The following is a 20,027-nucleotide window of genomic DNA, read 5'->3' on the forward strand; positions in this document are numbered from 1 at the left end:
ACGTAGGAGAGACCCAGGCGCTGTCCACATACATATCTGACATAACGGCGATTATCGGCGTAGCCAGCGCGAACGCTGCAGGGGAGCCGGTGCAGGGTTTTCCACTTCGAGATACGCCTCGAGCCAAGCGCTCGCGATGGCATGGAGCGCGGCTCGATCGCGGGCGATCACCCAGGCAAGGAAAATCGCACCGAGGACGATCGCACCGATGGTGATGAGGAGTTCGCCGCCGCTGTGCAGCAGGCTGTCCATGCCGGTGAGCGCTGCGCTGAGGGTTGTCTTGGCGTCATCAAGTTTGCCTACGTCGTTGAGAGCGTCGGATCGGACCTGCGCGTCACGCGCGGCGGAGACGCCGGACTGCATGAGGAAGATCGTGTAGGTGCCGATCAAGCCGGTGAGAGCAACGATCGCGGTGAGCCCCGCGCCGAGGACTGTGCCGGGAAGGGCGCTCCCAGCCGCGACCGCTCTGTTTCGGAGGACCGCGCGGGCTTCAGCTCGCGCGGAGTCGCTTGCGGCCCGATACGCCGTGAGGCGCTGCTCGAACGCCCGCAGATCCGAGTGGACATGCTCAGGGGTTCTCGGAAAGGCTCTGCGCCACCAGCTCAGCACGTGCCGACCCACACCCACCAGGACAGACCACAACACCCCCACGCGAGCATTCTGGCACCACCCGCCAACCCAACTGCCCGGTCCGCGTTAGCGTTCTCGTTCATTGTCGCGGCTCGGCGGCTTCGGGAGGTCGCGGCTCGTCGTGCTGTCGTCCGGCCGAACGGTCGGCACCTGCCGGCCGTGAGCCTGTTCCCACGCCTCGCGGCGTCGCCGAGCGTCGTCGGCGTTGCGGCCACGGATCGCAGCAAGGCGGTCCTTCCGGTCCGCTGCCTGCTCACGAAGGCTCTGTGACTTGTGCGACGCGACAACACGTTCCTGCAGGTCCTTCCCGACGCCCTCATCGCGTCGACCGACGGGGATGGCCTGGGTCTCCGCGAGGGGGACGTTGTGGCGGTCGCGGAAGGTGTCGACTTCCGCGGCGAGCCGCACCCACGCCGCTCGCCGATCGGGCTCGGCGGGCACGGAGCCGAGCTGCGCTGCCCAAGCGGGCTGCTCAGCGGCCATCGCTTCACCGCGCTCCATGAGACGGGCGCGGAGGTGGTCGTGGCGTTCCTGGAGCTCGTCCCGCCATGCCTGCGGGAGGTGGGGCGACCGGATGGGTGCCGTGTCGGCGATCCACGTCGGGACGGCCCGTTCGACGGCGGGCTGTGGGTGTTCCTGTTTCCACTGCTTCGTGAGGGCAGTGATGCGGGAGCCGAGTGCGGCTGGGACGTTGTCGACGTCGTCGACGGGACGTTCTGTCCATGCCCGGTAGAGCACGTCGGCTGGGTCGAGCCCGGCCCGCTCCGCGCGGCGCATTGCGGTGACGGTGACACCCCAGGTGTCCTCGCCACCGAGGGTGTTAGTGACGTCGGGGCCGAGCGCTTGTTCCGCGGCTGCGGTGAAGCGGATCCGGTCGGCCTGCTGGGTGAGGTCGGCGTACTGGTCGGCGAGGGTCACGATGCGATCCGCGTCGCGGTGGGTGATCCGCAGCTGTTCGCGTGCGGTGAGGTTCGGGTCGACGTTCCCGGCGATCTTCGTCAGGACGTCGCGCATGTCCTGGCCGGGTTCGGTGATGACGGCGAAGGTGTTGCTGTGGCGGCCGCGGGTCCCGCCGACGTACGCGGCGTTCCGGGTGGTGGATGCGTCGACGATTTGCCACATGGTGTCGCCGGTGTTGCCCTGCTCGCCGTGGGTGGTGCGTGCGTAGCCGAGCTGGGTGTGGTCTTTGACGTAGTCGGCGGGGAGGCGGAGCTTTCCGCCGTGGCCGGCGTGGACGACGTCAAGGGATCCGTCCTGGTTCACGTGCTTCACGGTCCAGCGGTCGCCGTTCTTGACGAACTCCCGTCCCCGGAGGGTGCGCTGCTTGTAGTCGTTCTTCCGCGTCACGATCCGGTCGCCGGCGTGGGCTTGGAATCCGTCCATCAGATTCGCCCCACGGCGGCCGGACACCTCGCCGGTAGTGAACCGGTACGCCTGGGCGCGGGCGTTGAGCTCGGCGATCTGCACACGGGTCGGGGCGGCCATGAGGGCGTCGAGCCCCTGGTCGATGTCCTGCTGCCAGCCGCCAAAGACGTGGTCGGCCATCCGGTCCGCGTCCCCGCCGACGACGCGGTCGTTGGCGAGATGCCACGCCCACGGGTCCTTAACCGTCGGGTCGCGCAGGAGCAGGGTGGCGGCGGCTTCGTCGGGGTTGCTGAACCGGTGGAGCTCGTCGAGGTATGTGGCGCCGACTTCGTGCTCGAGGAGGCGGAGCATGCCGCCGGAGGCGACGGCGTCGAGCTGCTTGTCGTCGCCGATGAACCGCACGTGCGCGCCGGTGAGCTCGGCGATGCGGACGACTTTGGCGAGGTTCACTGTGCCGGCCATGCCGGCTTCGTCGACCACGATCACGTCCCCACGAAGCAGGTCGATGTCGCCCGTGATGGACTTCGCCTCGAGCAGCTGCTCGAGGGTGGTGCCGACGAGGAACTTGTCGAGCGTGACGGCGCGGATGCCGACGGCGTCGGACATGACCGCGGCCGCCGCGGCGGACGGGGTCAGACCGATCATGCGGCCGCCTTCGGCTTCGATCGCACGCGCGGCGACCTTCAGCGCGGTCGTCTTGCCGGTGCCGGCGGGCCCGACACCGACCAAGACCCGCAGGGGGTCGCATGCGAACGCCGCGGCGAGAGCGGCCTGCCCGTCGTCGAGGTGCGCTCCGTGTTCCGCCCGTGCGGCGGCGAACGTCTCCGCGCGAACGGGGCCGATGGTGCGATCTTTTGCGGCGTCGAGGATGATCGCTTCCGCGTCGAACACGGCCTGCGAGGAGAACACCACGGCACCCTTGGAGGCGTATGGGGAGGATCCGTCGCGCATCGCGACGGGCTGGAACGCGCCGTGCGCCGGCGGCGGGGTCAGGCGGATGGAGTGGCCGTCGATGACGGTCTTCGTGATGACCGCGGCACCGGTCTTGCCGTCCAGGCCCGGCATGCCGCGGTGTTCGTTCACCCACTGCTCGGCGGCGATCTGCACGTTGTTGACGCCCCACATGGACCGATCCTCGGACACCCTCGCGAGGATCGCCCGTGCGGCGTCCTCCGGGTCGAACGGGGTCTCCTGGTCAGAGCCGAGACCGCGGCCGAGGAGCGCACCGACCTCGAGGTCCTGACGTCGGGTGCTCTTCCGGGCGGCGGTGAACCAGGTCTTCGCGACCTCGGCGACGGGGCGGCTGTGCTCCTTCTTCGGCCGCGTCGCGAGCACCGCCTGCTGGGCGATCTTGCGCCTCGTGGCACGGTCAGGTGAACGGCCGTGGTCGCGTCGGTAGTCCCGCTCGAGGTCCGCGGCGACCTTCCGGGAGTCACGCGATCTAGTGGACGATTCGGCGATCAGGTCGTCGCTGACGCCCGCGAGCTCCACTACCGGGGGGTCACCGGCGCGGAGGACACGGGCGCGGGTGGTGGCGCCGGTCAGTTCGCAGACGTAGTCCATGACGGCACGGTTGTGGATCGCCGCGGCGGCCATCGCCTGCCGGTGCAGCAGCTTCGAATCCAGGGTCCGCCACTTCCCGTCGGAGCCGAGGACACGGTTCGCGACGACGACGTGGTCGTGGAGCTGCGGGTCCCCGGAGCGGGAGTCATGGTGGCGGAACTTCGTCGCGATCAGCCCACCCTCGACGTCGAGCTGGCGGACGCCGTTCACGCCGGCGCGGGTGGCGATCGCGTTCTCCTCAAGCCACGCGATCGAGTCAGCGATCGCGCGCTCCTGGGCCTGCTCGATGAGCCGTGCGGTGGCGTGGTCGTCCTGCGCGATCGCGGCAGCCCACGCGATCGACACCGACTTCGGCGGCGAGAACGTCAAGTCGATCCCCGAGACGGTGTTCCGGTCGGAGCGGGTCGCGGCGGTGATGAACTTCCCGAGTTCTTCGCCGTCTGCAGGCGGTCGGCCGTTCGCCTCGCGGAACGCCTGCGCACCGACAGCGGTGCGCAACTGCGCGCGTTCCGACGCGTCGGGCTCCCGGTGCCGGGTGCGCTCGAACCGGTCCTCGGCCTCCTTGATCGCGGCCGCAAGCTTCGTCGACGACGCCGACATGCGGTGCGGCGCCCGGCCCAGCCGGGCGTCCTTCTCCGCGTCCTCGTAGCTCTTCCCCGCCTCCATAGCGCTCGCGACCATCGCCTCCGCGTCCGGGTGCAGACCTTCACCGAAGAGGGCCTTCATCTGCGCCTCGGAGACCTCACCGGCCATGCCGAGCAGACCGATCCCGCCACCGACCCACTGCCCCGGAGGGTTCCCCTCGACGGTGTAGTAGTCGCCGATCTCCCGGCCCCGCGCACGCCGCACGTCGCCGGTCGCGACCTCCGACGTGTAGTACGTGTAGCCGTCACCCGTGGACAGAACGTGCAAGCTCATCGTCATCAGCAGCCCCCCAGAGCGGGACGGTATGCGGCGGCGAACATGCGGCAAGGGTACCCCACTCATTCATAATGCCTATGGTGTGACAGCTAGTGGACCGAAGGATGAGGGGAACTTGCACGCGAGCTAGAGTGAGCGCGGATGCTGGTTGAGACCATGAAACCAGATGCTTCGACGGCTGAGGACCGAAGACTGTCGTTGCAGCTGGTTGGGAGTGCGTCGAGGGCAGCATCCGAGCCAGAACCGCAGTCCGGTTCTGGCTCGGATGAACACGGCCCGGCGACCGCCGGTCCGCTTCCGGCCGCTCACGGTCGGTGTAGTGGCCGTTAGGTCGTGACAGGGCGGCCGGGCGGATGATTGGGAGAGATCGACATGGCCGAGAACCGGAAGTCAGCGAAGCAGACCGCTGCCCGTAAGGCGGCGCGGGAACAGGCAGCGCAGCGCGCCGCGGAGTTCCGCCGCCGGCAGGAGCAGCTTGAAGAACTCGCGGTCGAATACTTCGTTGCCGTCGACGCAGTCGCGGGCATCGAGGCGGCCGCGGAAGAGCGCATCGCCGCGATCCGTGCCGAGACCGAGCAGCAGGTCGAAGCGTCCCGCGCGGACGCAGCCGACATCGTCGGGCAGATGCTCGACACCAAGGTCACCCGCGACGAGGTCGCCGAACGCCTGGGCCTGCCCGTGCGCGAGGTGAAGCGCCCCAAGCGGGGCACGGCCACGTCCACTGCTGAGCGGCCGGACGAATTGCCGGCGGTCGATGACAGCGCACGAGCGGACGAGTGCGACGTCGATCGCGGCGAAGACCCGGCCGCGTGATCATGACTCTCGCCGCGTGCGGTTTCGCCGGGCCGCTCAGGTAGGGGGGGCGCACGGTGGCTGCCCGCTCAGCAATGATCGTGAGCTGCGACGCGTTCGGCTGCGATCGCGTCATCATTCCGATCGCGACGGCCGACGACACCAGCAGTCGCGCCGAAGCACGATCGTTCGCACGCGAACACGGATGGTCGACCGCGGACACCTCCAGCAGCTACACCGATCTCTGCCCCACACACGCGGCCACCCCACGCGTCGGGTAACGCACGCGGCTGGGCTGCGTTCACCAGAGAGTCGGTGTGTCCGACTCGATCCCGGTCTTGTGCGCGGCGATCGCGGCGGGATCCCAGCCGTGCTCGCGGAACGCCGCCCGGAGCGCACGCGACAACCGCACCCGCTCCGCACGCGCGATGCCCGCCGTGCGGATCGCGGTCGACCCGTTGCGGTGCCGTCCGCGCTGCACCCGCTCGAGCATGTTCCCCCGATGCGTTCCCGTCGCCAGGTGCGACCACTCCGCGTCAACGTCGACGTGCACACACAACGGCACGTCACACGCGTGCAGCAGCAACACCTCCGGCAGAAGCGCGACACCGGTCAGATGCTCGTACAGCCACCGCTGCGGCCGCATCGCCCGCTGGCCACCGTCGGGTTGCGGGACCCAGAAGCGGCCGTACCCGTCGTCACCGATCGCGCCCGTCCAGATCCAACAGTCCGCCGCTCCCGGCCCTTTGACCACGTGCGACCAGAACCGTTCCGGAGCGGCCGACGTCGACCTGGTCACGTGTCGGCCCCGCCCCGGTCCTGTTCGGCGTCAAGGTGCGCGAGCCCGGCTGCGAGTGCGGCGTCGACTGTCATCGTCTCGGCGGCGACGCGACGGACGTACTCGCGGAGTACCGGGTCCGTGACCTGATGGCCTGCAGCGCCGAGCGCCGCGTCCGCGAACTGCACCCGCCGGTCCACCTCGGCCGCGGACACACCACCACGATCACCACTCATGCGCGCCCCGCAGAATCGGACGGTTCAGCGTCGTCGGGATCCACCCAGTGCAGTAGCCGCATCGACGCACCCTGGTAGCGGCCCTTGTTCGCATGGATGGCGCAGTCATGGTTGTCGTGGTCGTACGCGGCCCGGTAGTACCGGTCGGCGTCGAAGTCCGCAGCGTTGAACGCGTTCCACGCCGCGTCCACCTCCGCCTGCCGTGACTCATACCCCCACCGTTGCCCCTGCCGGAAGATCGCCCACTCCCGCGCGGTGAACTCCCCCATCGGGGTCTCACCCGAACCGCGATCCGCGGGCGGTGCTGCCAACTCGTCGAGATCCGCCGGCGCCGCGAACACGTCCGGAACCAACGGCTGAGGCTCCCGTGTCTCGGCTTGCCGTGCGAACGTGAACGTGGGCTGCGCTGACATCAGGACGCGAGACCGTGGAGCGGTTCCGGGACGGCCGAGCACACGGCCCACACGTCGGCGTCGTAGGCGCGGAGCTCGTCGCCGTTGATCAGCTCGATTCGGCCGTCGGCGGTGAGGCCGTGGAGGGCGCCGGTGACGAGTTCGTGCTGCCACTCCCCCTCGAGGGGGAACCAGCGGATCAGTCCGATGATCTCCCCTGCTGGGATCTCGAACCCCTGCACGCGGACTCGCTTCCGTCCGGCACTCACCGCGGTGCTTCCTGGTCGTCGGCGGAGGGGTGCTGGTACTCGACCCACACCCGGTGGGAGGGTGCCGCCTCGATGCGGTGCCGCCATGCGGCGGTCTCGGCGCGTTCGGCCGCGGTCACGTCGAGGCGCGCGAGGGCGTCGATGTGCTGCAGCACGTCCCGGCGGAACTGCTCCGCGTCGTGCACCCGGATGTGCGGTGGCCGCGCACGAGCAGACGCACGCTGCAGCTCCCGCGACACCGGCCGGGAACGCAGCCACTCGTCGTCGTCGCTTGTCACCATCGTTCTAGTGTCCCTGCTCATGCGCGGGCGTACTGGGGGAACATCCGGTCGATCGCTGCATCGTGGCGGGCGGCGCGGTCGTGCTCGCCGCGGAACTGAGAGATCTCCGCGAACGTCGGGTCCGATGCGAACGGTTCCGCGGGTGCGGGTCGGCGGCACAATTCGGCGTAGTACCGGTCGGCGTCGTGCTCGGCCTGCTCGAGGCGGGCCCGCAGCGAGGCGACCTCGGCCATGAGCTCCGGCGCAGCCATCTGAAACCCGACCATGAACCCGGCCTCGTAGACCTGCCGCTGCTCGTCGGACAGTTCCCATCCGTGGACGTGCTCGGTCGGGTCGGCGGTGGCCTGGTCGATGGCGCGGAACGCGGTGACGGTGTCGCCGGCGTAGAGCTCGTCGACGGCGGCACGGGTCGCCGGCTGGATGACGTCGGGGCGGACGGTGGTCGGACGTTCGAGGGTCATCGACATCACGCGGCCGCGCTCGAGGCGAGTTCGCCGATCTTGTCGGGGCGGAACCCAGACCATGCGCCAACTTCCGTGTCGGTGATGACGATGGGGGCGTTCATGCCGAGGGTGGTCTTCCACTCGTCGATCTGCGCCTGGTCGACGTCTTCGAGGTGGGCTTCGGTGTACTCGATGCCGGCGGATGCGAGAGCACGCTCGGTGGCCTTGCACATGCCGCAGAACCCGGACTTGGTGTACACCGTGATGCTCATCGAAATCACCTTTTCGTAAAGTTTGTGATGCCGGGGGACTCTCCCCCGTTGCATGCTTCTATTCTATAACACGCGGGCCTATATGGGTAGCCTTTTTCGCACATTCTTCTACTATTTTTTACCGGGCGGCACTACTGCTGGCAGGTTGTTGCATATGCATTATCTGGCACCAACGCTTGACGTTTACGAACGCACGGCTGGGGCATCGATCACGGCGGGAGGGCTGGCTATCCCCTGGCGCATTAACGTCGTGCTGCTATTACCGTCACCCGATAGAAATAGCGTGCTGCGCATTCTCTAAATGTGTCACCCCGGCGCTTTTCACCACGTCGCCGACCGTCACCGCCCCGGCGGGTCAGCCCGCGACGGGGTGCGTGGTGCTGGTCGCGATGGTCTGCACGGTGACGTCGTCGTGGTCGCACTCCCAGAACACGGACCGTACTTCGTCGGCGATCGATTCGGGCAGCTGCTCGTTCGTCCACGCCGTCGACGGAAACGACACCGTGACGATGACAGTCGTCATGGGGACGGTCGACGACGGGCCGTGGCCGGCTCCGCCCCACTCGTACTGCCACGCGAACGCGACCTGGCCGACGGCACCCCCGTGGTAGCGGTCGAACACGGCCCGGTGCTCGTCGTCGGCGTGGCCTGGACCACGGGTGCAGGTCCAGCGGGTGCCGTCGACGTCGTAGGTTGACGCACCGCACACCGGCACGCGGGGGTCGACGTCCGCGCCGGGTGCCAGGTCGGCGGCCGGGGCCTGCGGGTCGGTCTGCTCGTCGGTGAGGTGGGTGGGGCGTTCGTAGGTGATGAACATGAGCGGTAGTCCTTTACAGTGCTGCTGGGGTGCCCGCTTGGTCGGCGGGCGTTCCGTGGGAGATAGGGGGCCGCGTCGCCGTCGCTATCGGCGGCGCGGCCTGCTCGGCTACTGGCGTGCTGGGGCCGGTGTGAGGTCAACGTGCTGCAACAGGAACCGCACCGCAGACCAGGCGGAGAGGTGCGAGCGGTCCCAGGCGTGCCAGCCGTCGTTGAACTCGCAGCTCTGCCCGTCCGTGATGTCGCGGCCCTCGACGAGGACGCCGGCGTCGTCGCAGAGGACCAGGTGCGGCATGTTGCTGGACTCGCGGACAATCCGCTGGGCTTCGATGTGTCCGGCTGGGGTGAAGTCGCGGGCGGTGTTGATGCCGTCGCAGCCGTACTGGACTTCGGTCGGCATCTCCCCCGCCTCCCCAGCGATCAACGTGGTGCCGTGGTCGGTGTAGGTGTCGGCCATCCCGTCGAACGAGCGGCCCTCGTACTTGCCGCAGATCTCGTCGACCTGCGCACTGGTGGGGCCGTCTTCGTGGTGGACGTTGATCCACGCGGCCGCGGTGCCGGTGGAGCAGCGCACGGAGAACTTGATGCCCGGGAACCGGGTGCGCAGTTCCTTGCGGAGCAAGGCCGCGACGGCCTTCGTGGGGAGGATGGTGGTAGTCATGGTGGTGCCGGTTCCTTCGGGATCGGTTGTGGGAGAGTGATTCGGGCGGCCGGGACCAAATTCGTGTTGGTCCCGGCCGCTTTGCTCACTCCCGGCCGCTGTCGTGGGTGAAGGTGTCGACGAACGTGGTGAAGTGCGGACCTGCGACCGTGGCGGTGTGGGTCAGCTGGTACCCCTGACGGGCGCGGACCCGGAGGTCTTCGTCTCGTTCGGCGATCTTCGCCAACTGGCGCGGAATGTCGTCCGCGTCCACGACCGGGACGATGGTGGTGACGGTGTTAATGTGCTGCATTGGGTTTCCTCTCTCCCTCTCGTTGTTTTGCCTGGAAGGCGACTTGTCGCCGCTAGGACGGGAGGGTGCAGTGCAACCCGAAGGGCGGAGGGGAGAGAATTTCGGCGCGAAATAAGCGAAGCGCGTGCCGGAAATCTCGGAGGATCCGGCGGCTTGCGGCTTGCGGCTTGCCGCTTGCCGCTTGCCGCTTGCGCGGAACCTGGACGTCCGTACGCTGCCGAAGGCTTCCAGGCAAACCAACTGCCCGAAGGGCCCACAGTGCCGGCGGAGCCGGTTCCACCCGGAGCGCAGCGACTCCCGGCCTCTGGCCGGAAGCCTTGGGATACTCGTCCCATGAGCGAGCACGCCGGACACCCCGCCCCGCGGCAACGCCGGCGCCCGTTCCGAGCGATCGGCCGGTTCTTCGACTCGGTCGGGCCCTTGCTCGACTTCCTCGGCGTCCTCGCCGGCCTGGCGCTCGTCATCAACCTGCTGATCCGTGCGCTCAGCGGCGAGCACTTCGGCATGTTCGGATCCACGACTTTGTGCAACATCGCACGAAGTGAGGCACAATCATGCGAGCGCATCGACGATGCGGTGGAGCGCTGCTATGGGGGCGCATCGTCGATGCGTGCTCCGGCCTGAGGGGAGTCGATGGTGTTGTTGCGGAAGCATGCTGAAGAGATGCGTGACATGTACGCGAACGAGATCGCGGCCACCGTCCACGGCGGCGCGACCCCGTCTCCGCTGCAGGTGGAGTCGTGGGCACGGTATGACGTCGCGGCACGCGGCGGAGATCCCGCGGCCGCCTTCCCCTCGTCGGGGCCGACACAGAACTGATCGCTGCAGGCAGCTACCGCACAGTCCATGCTGGTGGCGGTGGGAGCTTGGCCAGAAGCAGTGGACGTGAAGCGAGTCGGTCGGGCATGGTTGCTGGTGCCGGTTTCCCTCCCCTGGGGCCGGCGCCGGGGCGGGAACTCTTTCTGAGTGATCGTGCGTACTCCCGCCCCGGTTTCACCTCCCAACGACGGCATGTCGTACAGCAGCGTCGATGGTGCCGCTGGCAGCATCGCCGGTATGGGATCTCGTCGCGGCGGCCGTAGGAAACAGAGCCGAACCCGGATTCAGCCAGCAGACGCGCTGCTCGAGCTGGTACCCAAGCCCCTGCCGTCCGCGGCCGCAGACCCATATGCGGCAGCGACGACCGCGCCGACCGCGATTGTCGTGTCGAACGCGTTCTGGGTGCAGTTCGCTGTACTCGAGCCGTGCGACGTCGCCGGCTGCACCGCTCAGGCCGGTCCGGAAGCGTGGGAGCTACTGGACCTCGACACGGGCGAGGAACCGCCGGGACGGTTCTGCGACGACCACCAGATCGCATGGGCCACCCAGGATCGCTCGTCAACGTCGCCGGCGGCGGATCCTGCGGGCGTCTGAGCGGGATTGATGCGGCGCCGCTCTGCGGTGTCGTCACGGTGCGAGGTCCGTCGAGCAGCGCTGGGGAGCGATGAGGGGCACGCCCCTCATGCGGTGGCGAAGCCGACGCGCAGCCCACGGACGTCGGGAGAGTCCGTGGGACATTTTCGGTGTCGGATGGGACACGAACCGGTGCCGCGTGGGCGTGAGGGCCGCTGGCTGCGACCCTCATGCCGTGTCACCTACTCGGCTGCCGCGTCCTCGCCGTCCGCCTGGTCGGGGTCGGGCTGGATGCCTGCGGCCAACTGCTCGACGTGGCTGAGCGGGTACCCCCACGCGGCCAACTGGTTCAGGTAGCCGCGGGACTCCGCGTCCGGGGTGCGCCACCACTCACGGTTCGCGATGTTCTCGAACCCGGAGAACACCACCGCGAGGGACAGGTGCAGCCCCTTCGTGGGGTGTTCCTCGACCCACTGGGAGAGCGTGTCGCCCTCCCACCCGGTGGTCTCGATGCCGAGCAGCCCGCGGGCGGACACCATGCCGGACGCGTACCGGGTGGCGGCGTGGCGGGTCAGCGCGACCGCGAGGAACCGGGCGGCGTCCTTCGGCGCGGTCTTCCGCCGATGTCGTTGGCGCACAACGCACCCCCGATCTGGGGGAAAGCGTTGAGCTGAGCAGCCCCGCAGACTTGTGCGGTCCTCATCACCAGGGAGCCGCAATGCCTTCACACCGCCCGAGCAGCCACCGCCCGATCGGCACCAACCGCAGGAAGCTCCCCACCGCGACGTGGGTCGGGATCGTCGTCACCTTGGTGCTGGCGCTGATCGCTCTCGCTTCGGGCGGTGTGTGGTCGATGCTCCTGATGACCGCCCTCGTAGTCCTGATCACTGCCGTCTACGGTCTGCTGTTCCGGCGCACCACCTGGCTCAGGCTCCCCCGGAAACGCTCCGCAGCGGCGCTCGGGGCAGGGCTCGCTTTCGTTGTACTCCTCGGCTCTGGATCAGCCTTCGGCGCCGCGCACCCGTCGAGTCCCGCAGCCGATCAGCCGGCGGCGATGGCCGCCTCCCCCGCCCCCACCAAGACACCACACGCGGCGGCGACACCGACACCGACACCGACACCGACGGTAACGACGAAGCTCGTCACCGAGACCGCCAGAATCCCGTTCGAGTCCACGACCGTCGAAAACGACACTCTCGCGCAGGGCACGACCACCGTGACGACCAAAGGCGTCCGCGGCGTCCAGACCACGACGTACCGCGTCACGATCACCGACGGCAAAGAGACCAGACGCCAACAGGTTCTCCAGGAAGTCACCACACCACCAGTGGCGCAGGTCACAAGCGTCGGCACATACGTCGCACCAGCCCCGGCGCCGGCGCCTGCACCGGCACCGGCCGTGCCCGACGGGGGCGGCGCCACCGCTCTCTGTGTTGACGGTTCTCTCTCGTACGCTGCGCACCACCAAGGCGCGTGCTCACACCACGGCGGCGTCGCCCAGTTCTACAAATGATGCGAATCTTGACTGAAGGCGCAACCGTTCCGACCCGCAATGGACACCGGCCCGGAGCAGCCATGGGACTGCTGCAGTCCCCGAGCTGCCTCATCGCGCGTTCGGATCAGGATCGCTGAGTGAGTGAGTGACTGCGATGCGGATCGGGGGGGGCGACGCTGGGTTCAGCGAGCAGCGTGCCGTGGTCGTTCATCCATCGGTTTGGCTCCAAAGGATCTCATCGTGTGAGAGCCGTTGACGATTCGTACCGGGTCCCACGACCTCACCAATTGCGTGCGCCGGGACGCCGAATGCTGTCATGCTCGTCAGCTCGAGGTGCCCTGGGAGGGAGAACTCGTGGCTGAGTGCCTCCCTGTCGAATGCTCTGAACTGGTGGGCGGACAGCCCGCGACGATGCGCTTCGAAGGTCATGTGCGCTACTGCCTGCCCGAGGTCGTACCGTGCGAACTCGGAGTACTCCATGTCGCTGTCGATGATGCGCACTTGGGTGAGGTTCGCGACAAGAAGTCCGCGTCCGGCGCCCACTGGGCCGAACTCCGCGCGAGGCGGCGTGAGAACCGCGAGTGTGTGGTGTCTCCGCGAAGGCCAACGATGAAACCCCACGGCTGCGAGTTTCCGGCAGAGGGTGCCAGTCGCGCAGCGTCGAGTACCGCCTCAGCCACGTGCGGGTTTGGCCGGTGACTGTTCTCGAATCGCATAGGGCTGAACCGCGCAGCCGCGAAGCGGTCGGATGGCACGACGATGTCAACGCCCCCCGTTTGAGTATTCCGGCAACGGTTCGCTACTTGCCGCTGCTGGGCATGCGGCCCGTGCGTAGCGCGTACTCGACATCTGGACGCTCGTTCGCGCGCGCGACCTCCGCGGCCGTCTCGATCGGGTAAGCGACGCTGTAAAAGGTGGCTTCCCAGGAGCCGGCCACATCCTCGATAACCGCGAAACGCGCCTCTGGTGAGCCCGCTTCGATCACATGCGGGTGGGGCCGATCGTCGTCGTACGCCGGCCAGCCCACACTTCCAGGGTTCACGACGAGCGCACCGTTGCTGAGCCGCAGCTGCCGCTGCAGATGTGTGTGGCCGCACAGGAGCAGCCGTTCGTCCGGAAGCCCGCCGAGTCGCGCGACGACCTCGTCCATCGTGGCGGCACGGACCCCGTCGGGAGTGACGGTTTCGAGCAGGTACACCAGGTCGTCATCGGGTGCCCCGTGGAACGCGAGAACGCCCGGAACGGGCACCACGCGCGCGGGAAGTGACGCGATCCACTGTCGGTGCGTCGCGGTGATTTCGTCCGCAGCGAGCGAGTCGGACCGGCTCATCTGGTCTCGCGGGAGCTCGAGGAGTTGCCGTTCATGGTTGCCGCGGACGGTGACCGCAGGGGTCCGCATGAGCAGATCGGCAGTCTCCGCGGGTCGGACACCACCAGAGAGGAGATCGCCGAGGTTCACGATGAGATCGATCTGCAAGGAACTAATTTCGTCGAGCACTGCTTCGAGGGCGAAGACGTTCCCGTGGACGTCGGAAATGGCTGCTATCCGCACAAGAAGACCGTAGCAGCGCCACCAAAGACGGTCGGTCGCATCATCATCGGACCATCGCGCAACTCGGAACCCACCGCTGATCGCCCGGCGTAGCCGCATCCTGAACCCCCTCGCGCGCCCGTTAGCGGATCCTCAACCGGGACCACATTCGGTCCAAGGATGATCACACGTTGGAGGAGAACTGCCATCCTTCGGCGCGTGCAAGCGCGAAGAAGTTGATCGTGTCGACCTGTTGTTCGGTGGCGACGGTGGGGATCTTTTGGTTTTGGTCTTGCACGTTGTCGCCAGCGCGGCGTTCCTCTGTGACGATCGTTCGGCCACTGGCCGCTGCGTGTGCGATCAGCCATGGATCCGCGGCATTGGCGGTGCCTTGCACCCAGCCGGGGTGCGCGATGCTGATCGCGTCGACGATCGGGATTTCCTCGGCGGTGATCTCGCAGACGAAACCGGTCTCGTTCTTCGCCCAGCTGTGCAGCTGGTCGCCGCCGCGGGCGAGTTCGTCGAGGACTTCCCGGCAGATGCAGGCGTGCCGGGCGTCGATGAGCGCTTCGAGTTCGGTCCAGGGGCCGGGGAAAATGTCGCGCGGGTAGTGCCGGTTGAGCAGGATGAGGATGTTCGTGTCGAGTGTGTAGTCGGTCACTGGCTACCTCGTCGTTGGTACTCCTGCTCGAGCTTCTCGACCGTGGGGATCTTCGCGCCGAGCATGTAGCTGGCCTCGAGGTAGTCAACGCGGTTCTGGTGCAGGGCTCGCATCACTCGGCCGACATAGGTCGGGCCGAGGTCGCGGTATCGCAGCGTCGCGTACGGCGGGTGGCCGTCGGCGGCGCTGAGCTGGTCGCGTTCGCGCTGCCAGACGTCATCGGACTCCTGCCGAACCTGTTCCAGGTCCACCGTCTCGATCAGCTGCAGGCTGTGTAGGCGGATCGCGGCCGCGAGCGTGCTCACCCCGTACGTGCTGATGACCTGGCGCACCATGTCAGCCCGACCGCCGCGCGTTACGCGTCTTCGCACATCTGCGGCAGGCATCAGTACCTCGGGACTGCTGCAGGTTTGGTTGACTCCTGACGGGTAGGGGCGTTGGCTCCTGCTGGAAGGATGTGCGCCATGGTGAAGGCGTATCCGGAAGAGTTCCGCCGCGACGTGATCGCGGTCGCCCGGAAGGGCGAGACGTCGGTGCGGCAGGTCGCGAAGGACTTCGGCGTGTCCGAGTCCTGCCTGGCCCGCTGGTTGCGGCTCGCGGACCGCGACGACGGCATCAGGGTTGCAGCGTCGCCGTCGGCGAAATTTGTCGAGCAAGCGGAGCTGCGAGACGCGCAGAAACGGATCCGGCTGCTCGAGCAGGAGAACGAGATCCTCCGCCGGGCGGCCGCGTACTTCGCCCAGTCGCAACTCCCAAAATGATCTACCCGCTGGTCCTCGAACTCGCCGACGATCGGATCCCGGTCGCGGTGGCCTGCCGGGTGTTGGGCTTCTCGAAGCAGGCCTTCTATCGGTGGCGTGTCGATCCGGTGACCGATCGCGACTGGGCGGACGCGCACCTGACCAACGCAACGATCGATGCGCACCGCGACGATCCGACGTTCGGATACCGGTTCATCGCCGATGACCTTCATGCTGCCGGCCACCGAGCATCAGAGCGGCGGGTGTGGCGGCTGTGCTCGCAGCAGCGGCTCTGGTCGCTGCATGCGAAGAAGCGCGGCCTGAATCGCAAGGCCGGGCCGCCGGTGCACGACGACCGGGTCCGGCGTGCGTTCACGGCACCAGACCTCGACAAGCTCTGGCTGACGGACGTCACGGAGCACCCGACCGGTGAGGGCAAGCTCTACCTCTGCGCGATCAAGGACGCGTGCTCGCGGCGCATCGTCGGCTACTCGATCAGTGACCGGATGCGGTCCTCGCTCGCCGTCGCGGCTCTGCAGATGGCGGTGCACCGCCGGAACCCGTCAGGGACGGTGGTCCATTCGGATCGGGGCAGCCAGGTTCGATCGAAGAAGTTCGTCCGGGCGCTATCGGACGTCGGGCTGCTCGGATCGATGGGGCGGGTCGGCGCGTGCGCGGACAACGCTGCGATGGAATCATTCTTCGCGCTCCTGCAGAAGAACGTCCTCAACCGGAGACGCTGGGCGACCCGGGACGAGCTCCGGCTCGCGATCATCACCTGGATCGAAGCGACCTACCACCGGAAACGGCGCCAACGTGGTCTGGGGAAGTTGACCCCGATCGAGTACGAGACGATCATCAACCCACAGGTCGCACTCCCGGCCTAATCGAACGAGTCAACCAAACCTGCAGCAGTCCCATTCTGTGTGGGTCGATCCTTCCATGACCCTAGCGACCCCGACCGTCGTCGGCAGGGATGCGGTGGGAAGGGAGTCTCGTGCACAAGTGGATGGGGCGATTTCCCGGCGGATGACGTGTCCGACAGCCGATCGGCTACCGCACGCCTCGGCAGTGAATCCGGCGCCCGCGGAGATCTGGGGATCCGGGTGTGTGGTGGTCCACGCTGATCTGCCCGATTCTGGGCACGATCCTTCACACGGTTGTGACGTGAGACGCAACGCGAGAGCCCCAGCACCGTTGGGTGCTGGGGCTCTGTTACGTCATTGCTCTATCGGCGTGGTGACGTCCGCCGTTTGTGTCGAGCGATCAGGGCGTCGCCCGCGATGAGTGCAAGCGCCGAGGCAGCTCCAAGGATGGCGAGCAACCACCAACTGGTGTCGGTGAGGAAGCCGATCAGGCCGAGGACGACGATCGGTACCGCGATGAACTTCAGCAACATCGGATCGACCCTAACTGCTGCAGTTCTTGCGGGCGGTCTTCACGAAGGGCTTCGCGGAGCCGACCTTGGTCTGGTAGCAGGAGTTGCTGGCGTACTTCTTGTTCGAGTAGATCTTGGCGATGCTCTTGAAGACTGCCTTCACCGTCACACCTCCAGCGGCGGTGCACAGGACCGCCGCGACTTTTGCCACTGGTGACGGGAGCTTGGTCGTTCCTGAGCAGATGGCGACGGCGCTGAGTCCGGCGATCGCGGTCGCGGCCGTGGCGATCGCCTTCATTTCCGCGCCGGTCAGGTTGATGTAGGCGCCCGGGCTGTAGGGCGTGCCCGTGATCCCCGCGGTGATCTTCGGGTCCGCGACAACCGGGTACGTGACCGGTGCCGCACTGTGGTCAACCACGCACCGATGCCCTCGATATAACGGCAGGCGATGCCGATCGTCCATGACCGCAACCGCTGTTGGGCTCTTGCGCGGTCTTCAGCGTCAACCGGCAGATCGAGATGGACGCGATGAAAGTCACCATGAAGCGCGACTACGGCGCGGACATCGCCGCGCTCCCCGCGTGGCACAAGTACGTCGCCGGCGGCCGTGTCGTCGCCAGCTGGACGAACCCGTTCACCTACAGCCAGGGCGTCAAACAGACCGGGTGGGGCTCGGACCAGGAGCGGGTCCCCGGCGACAAGGAGGCGTCCGGCGCGTTGGTGCACGGTTTCTGAGTCCTCCTTTCGGGGGACCGGACATCCGCTCGGCGCGTCCCGACACGCCGGATGGCCCAGAATTTCATAACGGGTGACATACGAATACCGCTCGGCATCGACCGTGTGCCGGCGGCGATGTACTGGAATCTGCACAATCGTGTGAAGAAGTGCACTCCGCAACACGTCGGGAAACGTACCCCGGCAACCGGTTCCATCGTGAAATAACCTCTGATCTGTCCCTCGATCGGGGGTGCAGACGAACGACAGGAGCAGGCAATGCCCAACTTGAACGTGACCTACGGCGAGATGCAGGACGCCGCGACCCGACTCGTGAACGGTGAGCAGGACATCACCTCGAAGCTGCGTGAGCTGAAGTCGCTGGTGGACTCCCTCATCTCGGGTGGCTACGTCACGGACCAGTCGTCGGTTGCCTTCGGCAGCTCGTACCAGGAGTTCAACGACGGTGCGACGAAGACGATCGAGGGCCTCGAGGGCATGTCGATGTACCTGAACAAGGCGTCCGAGGCGCTCCAGCAGACCGACCAGGAACTCGCGAACGCCATCAAGTAGCGACCGCGAATCGGTCCCGGTCCTCGTCATGACGACGAGCACCGGGGCCGATCCGGTTCCGATCCCGTTCACCGACCAGGAGCAGTCATGGCAGACCTCATCATCACGAAGGAAGTCCTCGAGGACTCGACCACCAAGCTGCAGCACATCTCGGACGAGCTGGAGCACCAGAAGTCCGACGACCGCGCGCTCGACCAGGTCTACGGCCAGCACGACGTGTACAAGGCCATGAACGACTTCTCCGGCGACTGGAAGATCCACCGCAACAAGATGAAGGGCGCCATCGCCGGTTTGCGGGACAAGATGCAGAAGGTCACTCAGAACTGGACGGACCTTGAGCACGACCTCAGCGAGAAGCTCACCACCGAGACGACGGACGCGGGGAACGCCTGATGCCGGTGCGCGAGGGCAACTGGGGTTTGCTCGGCGAGTCCACCGACCCGGTGATCGCGGACACCGGCGTGATGCAGGAGCTCATCACGTACTACAGGGACATGGCGTCGGAGATCACCTCCGAGGCGGCGGTCCTGAAGAGCATCGGCGACGGCGACGACAGCAAGTTCAAGGGCGAGACCGCTGACGCCGTCCGGAAGAAGAGCAAGGAGGTCGCGGAGTCCCTGCAGAAGATGTCAGGCCGGTACGACGCCATCCGGGATGCGCTGACGGGGTACCTGCCGGCACTCGAGGACGGGCTCAGCGAGTCGGCCGCGGCACTGCAGGCAGCGGAGACCGCACAGCAGTCGGGTGCGAGTGCGTCGGCGATGCCGGACCCCTCCGAGAACCGCGCCGACGACGCTCCCCCGCTCACCGACGACGAGCAGGGGCAGATCGACGCGAAGCACGCGGCGACCACCAGGTCGAACGACGCAATGGACGCGGCGAAGACCAAGCTGCGGAACGCGTTGTCGGCACTCGACGGTGCGGGCAAGGCGGCGGCGTCGACGATCCGCGCGGCATGGGACGACGGCCTGCACGACACCCTGGGCGACAAGATCAAGGCGTTCTTCTCGAAGCTGCTGAAGCTGATCGTCAAGATCTTCACGTACATCGGCATAGCCCTGGCTGCGCTGGCGATCCTGATCCCCGGCGTCGGTGTGCTGGCCATCATGGGCGCCGTCGCGGCCGGGGTCAGTCTCGTCGCGCAGATCGGGTTGACCGCGCTCGGTGAGGGGAACGTGTTCGACCTGGTCATGGCGGTCGTCGGCGTGGTCACGCTCGGGGTCGGTGCCGGGATCACGAAGGCGACCTCCGTCGCGGTCGGCAAGGGCGTCACCGCCGGCAAGACTGCGATCCAGAACGCCACGAAGGTCGACCTCGGGAAGATCTCGAAGATCCGGGACGCCGCCATCAAGGACTGGACGAGCGCTGGGTCGGCAACCAAGGTGCGGTACGCCAACCAGCTGGGCAACGAGGTCAGGACGAACGGGTTGAACAAGCTGGACGACTTCGCCGGCAAGTTCAAGGACAACCCGAACTGGTGGAACATCCCGAAGGTCGGCACGACGATCAAGAACGACTGGGCCACGATCTCGAAACAGTTCGGTGCCGACCGGTTCACCAGGCAGGGCTTCACGAGCTGGGCGGAACGGATCGGCGGCGTCGACTTCCAGCTACTGCGGAACGACCTCGGCAAATTCGGCGGCGCCAACGGGCTCGGCACGCTGGTCGGGAACGCCCCGAAGTGGCACACCTACGTCAACGGCGGGATGGCCGTGTGGGGCAAGAACTACTCCATCGCCGGGCTCGTCATCAACCCGATCGGCGACGGCGCGGACAAGAAGCGTCCGTGGACCGACGACTGGAACGCGATCAAGCACCCGATCGCCGTCTGA

Annotated in this window: 28 protein-coding genes; 9 read left to right on the plus strand and 19 right to left on the minus strand. The window is 67.3% G+C overall.

From position 1 onward, the window contains the following. Positions 1-51: 51 nt before the first annotated feature. Positions 52-390 (minus strand): hypothetical protein, encoded by a 339-nt coding sequence (locus EDF33_RS18335; RefSeq protein ID WP_131847292.1) that lies wholly within the window; start codon positions 388-390, stop codon positions 52-54. Positions 391-696: 306 nt separating this feature from the next. Beyond that, on the minus strand, positions 697-4,476 hold the full coding sequence (mobF, locus tag EDF33_RS18340; RefSeq protein WP_165918876.1) for a MobF family relaxase: 3,780 nt from the start codon (positions 4,474-4,476) through the stop codon (positions 697-699). Positions 4,477-4,851: 375 nt separating this feature from the next. On the opposite strand from mobF, the gene EDF33_RS18345 reads away from it, so the two are divergent. Beyond that, a complete protein-coding gene (locus EDF33_RS18345; RefSeq protein WP_207896292.1) occupies positions 4,852-5,292 on the plus strand; it encodes a hypothetical protein in 441 nt (146 codons plus the stop codon). Positions 5,293-5,572: 280 nt separating this feature from the next. Here EDF33_RS18345 and EDF33_RS18350 read toward each other — a convergent pair whose 3' ends face one another. The 10 genes from EDF33_RS18350 to EDF33_RS18395 form a co-directional block, all read right to left on the minus strand. Further along, complete coding sequence (locus EDF33_RS18350) at positions 5,573-5,917, minus strand: hypothetical protein (protein WP_243692497.1); 345 nt, start codon at positions 5,915-5,917, stop codon at positions 5,573-5,575. Positions 5,918-6,066: 149 nt separating this feature from the next. Beyond that, entirely contained in the window at positions 6,067-6,285 is a 219-nt protein-coding gene (locus EDF33_RS18355; protein WP_131847298.1) for a hypothetical protein, read from the minus strand. Continuing rightward, positions 6,282-6,698: a hypothetical protein gene (locus EDF33_RS18360; protein WP_132100781.1), complete on the minus strand. Its 417-nt coding sequence runs from the start codon at positions 6,696-6,698 to the stop codon at positions 6,282-6,284. Before EDF33_RS18360 ends, EDF33_RS18355 begins: the two co-directional genes overlap by 4 nt. Then, the gene (locus tag EDF33_RS18365; protein WP_131847302.1) at positions 6,698-6,946 is read right to left on the minus strand and encodes a hypothetical protein; all 249 of its coding nucleotides are present in this window, start codon (positions 6,944-6,946) and stop codon (positions 6,698-6,700) included. The genes EDF33_RS18360 and EDF33_RS18365 overlap by 1 nt, the downstream gene beginning before the upstream one ends. Beyond that, positions 6,943-7,227, minus strand: a complete 285-nt coding sequence (locus EDF33_RS18370) for a hypothetical protein (RefSeq protein ID WP_131847304.1) — start codon at positions 7,225-7,227, stop codon at positions 6,943-6,945. The genes EDF33_RS18365 and EDF33_RS18370 overlap by 4 nt, the downstream gene beginning before the upstream one ends. 17 nt (positions 7,228-7,244) lie before the next feature. Further along, on the minus strand, positions 7,245-7,688 hold the full coding sequence (locus EDF33_RS18375; protein WP_132100782.1) for a hypothetical protein: 444 nt from the start codon (positions 7,686-7,688) through the stop codon (positions 7,245-7,247). Between the two features lie 5 nt (positions 7,689-7,693). Beyond that, positions 7,694-7,942 carry a glutaredoxin domain-containing protein gene (locus tag EDF33_RS18380; protein WP_131847308.1) on the minus strand — a complete coding sequence of 83 codons (249 nt, stop codon included), beginning with the start codon at positions 7,940-7,942 and terminating at the stop codon, positions 7,694-7,696. Positions 7,943-8,297: 355 nt separating this feature from the next. Then, entirely contained in the window at positions 8,298-8,759 is a 462-nt protein-coding gene (locus EDF33_RS18385) for a hypothetical protein (protein WP_132100783.1), read from the minus strand. A 108-nt stretch (positions 8,760-8,867) separates the two neighbouring features. After that, positions 8,868-9,419, minus strand: coding sequence for an LPD29 domain-containing protein (locus EDF33_RS18390; RefSeq protein ID WP_132100784.1), 552 nt, complete (start codon positions 9,417-9,419; stop codon positions 8,868-8,870). Positions 9,420-9,504: 85 nt separating this feature from the next. Next, positions 9,505-9,711, minus strand: coding sequence for a hypothetical protein (locus EDF33_RS18395; RefSeq protein WP_132100785.1), 207 nt, complete (start codon positions 9,709-9,711; stop codon positions 9,505-9,507). 333 nt (positions 9,712-10,044) lie between these two features. Here EDF33_RS18395 and EDF33_RS18400 point away from each other — a divergent pair, with 333 nt between their 5' ends. Then, the gene (locus tag EDF33_RS18400) at positions 10,045-10,335 is read left to right on the plus strand and encodes a hypothetical protein (RefSeq protein WP_131847316.1); all 291 of its coding nucleotides are present in this window, start codon (positions 10,045-10,047) and stop codon (positions 10,333-10,335) included. 387 nt (positions 10,336-10,722) lie between these two features. Then, positions 10,723-11,124 (plus strand): hypothetical protein, encoded by a 402-nt coding sequence (locus EDF33_RS18405; protein ID WP_131847318.1) that lies wholly within the window; start codon positions 10,723-10,725, stop codon positions 11,122-11,124. A 221-nt stretch (positions 11,125-11,345) separates the two neighbouring features. Here the strand turns inward: EDF33_RS18405 and EDF33_RS18410 are convergent, their stop codons facing one another. Continuing rightward, positions 11,346-11,741: a hypothetical protein gene (locus EDF33_RS18410; protein WP_132100786.1), complete on the minus strand. Its 396-nt coding sequence runs from the start codon at positions 11,739-11,741 to the stop codon at positions 11,346-11,348. A gap of 80 nt (positions 11,742-11,821) precedes the next feature. Between EDF33_RS18410 and EDF33_RS18415 the strand changes: the two genes are divergently transcribed. After that, positions 11,822-12,616 (plus strand): G5 domain-containing protein, encoded by a 795-nt coding sequence (locus EDF33_RS18415; protein WP_243692498.1) that lies wholly within the window; start codon positions 11,822-11,824, stop codon positions 12,614-12,616. Positions 12,617-12,805: 189 nt separating this feature from the next. On the opposite strand, the gene EDF33_RS20610 is transcribed toward EDF33_RS18415, so the two are convergent. The 4 genes from EDF33_RS20610 to EDF33_RS18435 all read right to left on the minus strand — a co-directional run bounded on the left by EDF33_RS20610 (position 12,806) and on the right by EDF33_RS18435 (position 15,095). After that, positions 12,806-13,099, minus strand: coding sequence for a hypothetical protein (locus EDF33_RS20610; protein ID WP_243650144.1), 294 nt, complete (start codon positions 13,097-13,099; stop codon positions 12,806-12,808). Between the two features lie 298 nt (positions 13,100-13,397). Further along, positions 13,398-14,150, minus strand: coding sequence for a metallophosphoesterase family protein (locus EDF33_RS18425; RefSeq protein WP_132100787.1), 753 nt, complete (start codon positions 14,148-14,150; stop codon positions 13,398-13,400). A gap of 163 nt (positions 14,151-14,313) precedes the next feature. Then, the gene (locus EDF33_RS18430; RefSeq protein WP_131847324.1) at positions 14,314-14,790 is read right to left on the minus strand and encodes a DUF4411 family protein; all 477 of its coding nucleotides are present in this window, start codon (positions 14,788-14,790) and stop codon (positions 14,314-14,316) included. Further along, positions 14,787-15,095 (minus strand): hypothetical protein, encoded by a 309-nt coding sequence (locus EDF33_RS18435; protein ID WP_134196120.1) that lies wholly within the window; start codon positions 15,093-15,095, stop codon positions 14,787-14,789. Before EDF33_RS18435 ends, EDF33_RS18430 begins: the two co-directional genes overlap by 4 nt. Positions 15,096-15,254: 159 nt before the next feature. Here EDF33_RS18435 and EDF33_RS18440 point away from each other — a divergent pair. Continuing rightward, positions 15,255-16,417 (plus strand): IS3 family transposase gene (locus EDF33_RS18440; RefSeq protein ID WP_132100793.1). Its coding sequence is split into 2 segments (ribosomal slippage): positions 15,255-15,537 and positions 15,537-16,417, totalling 1,164 coding nucleotides; the frame shifts between segments, so codons are not numbered across the junction. Positions 16,418-16,758: 341 nt separating this feature from the next. Here the strand turns inward: EDF33_RS18440 and EDF33_RS20295 are convergent. Both EDF33_RS20295 and EDF33_RS18445 read right to left on the minus strand, forming a co-directional pair. Then, the gene (locus tag EDF33_RS20295; protein ID WP_165901488.1) at positions 16,759-16,929 is read right to left on the minus strand and encodes a hypothetical protein; all 171 of its coding nucleotides are present in this window, start codon (positions 16,927-16,929) and stop codon (positions 16,759-16,761) included. Between the two features lie 10 nt (positions 16,930-16,939). Next, positions 16,940-17,326 carry a hypothetical protein gene (locus tag EDF33_RS18445; protein ID WP_132100788.1) on the minus strand — a complete coding sequence of 129 codons (387 nt, stop codon included), beginning with the start codon at positions 17,324-17,326 and terminating at the stop codon, positions 16,940-16,942. A gap of 110 nt (positions 17,327-17,436) precedes the next feature. Between EDF33_RS18445 and EDF33_RS18450 the strand changes: the two genes are divergently transcribed. From EDF33_RS18450 to EDF33_RS18465, 4 genes are all read left to right on the plus strand, one after another. Further along, positions 17,437-17,643 carry a hypothetical protein gene (locus EDF33_RS18450; RefSeq protein ID WP_131847332.1) on the plus strand — a complete coding sequence of 69 codons (207 nt, stop codon included), beginning with the start codon at positions 17,437-17,439 and terminating at the stop codon, positions 17,641-17,643. Between the two features lie 258 nt (positions 17,644-17,901). Further along, a complete protein-coding gene (locus EDF33_RS18455) occupies positions 17,902-18,195 on the plus strand; it encodes a WXG100 family type VII secretion target (RefSeq protein ID WP_027467101.1) in 294 nt (97 codons plus the stop codon). 87 nt (positions 18,196-18,282) lie between these two features. Beyond that, the gene (locus EDF33_RS18460; protein WP_027467100.1) at positions 18,283-18,588 is read left to right on the plus strand and encodes a hypothetical protein; all 306 of its coding nucleotides are present in this window, start codon (positions 18,283-18,285) and stop codon (positions 18,586-18,588) included. Then, entirely contained in the window at positions 18,588-20,027 is a 1,440-nt protein-coding gene (locus tag EDF33_RS18465) for a hypothetical protein (protein WP_131847334.1), read from the plus strand. The genes EDF33_RS18460 and EDF33_RS18465 overlap by 1 nt, the downstream gene beginning before the upstream one ends.

Source organism: Curtobacterium sp. PhB146, assembly GCF_004342995.1.
In the GTDB taxonomy this organism is placed as follows: domain Bacteria; phylum Actinomycetota; class Actinomycetes; order Actinomycetales; family Microbacteriaceae; genus Curtobacterium.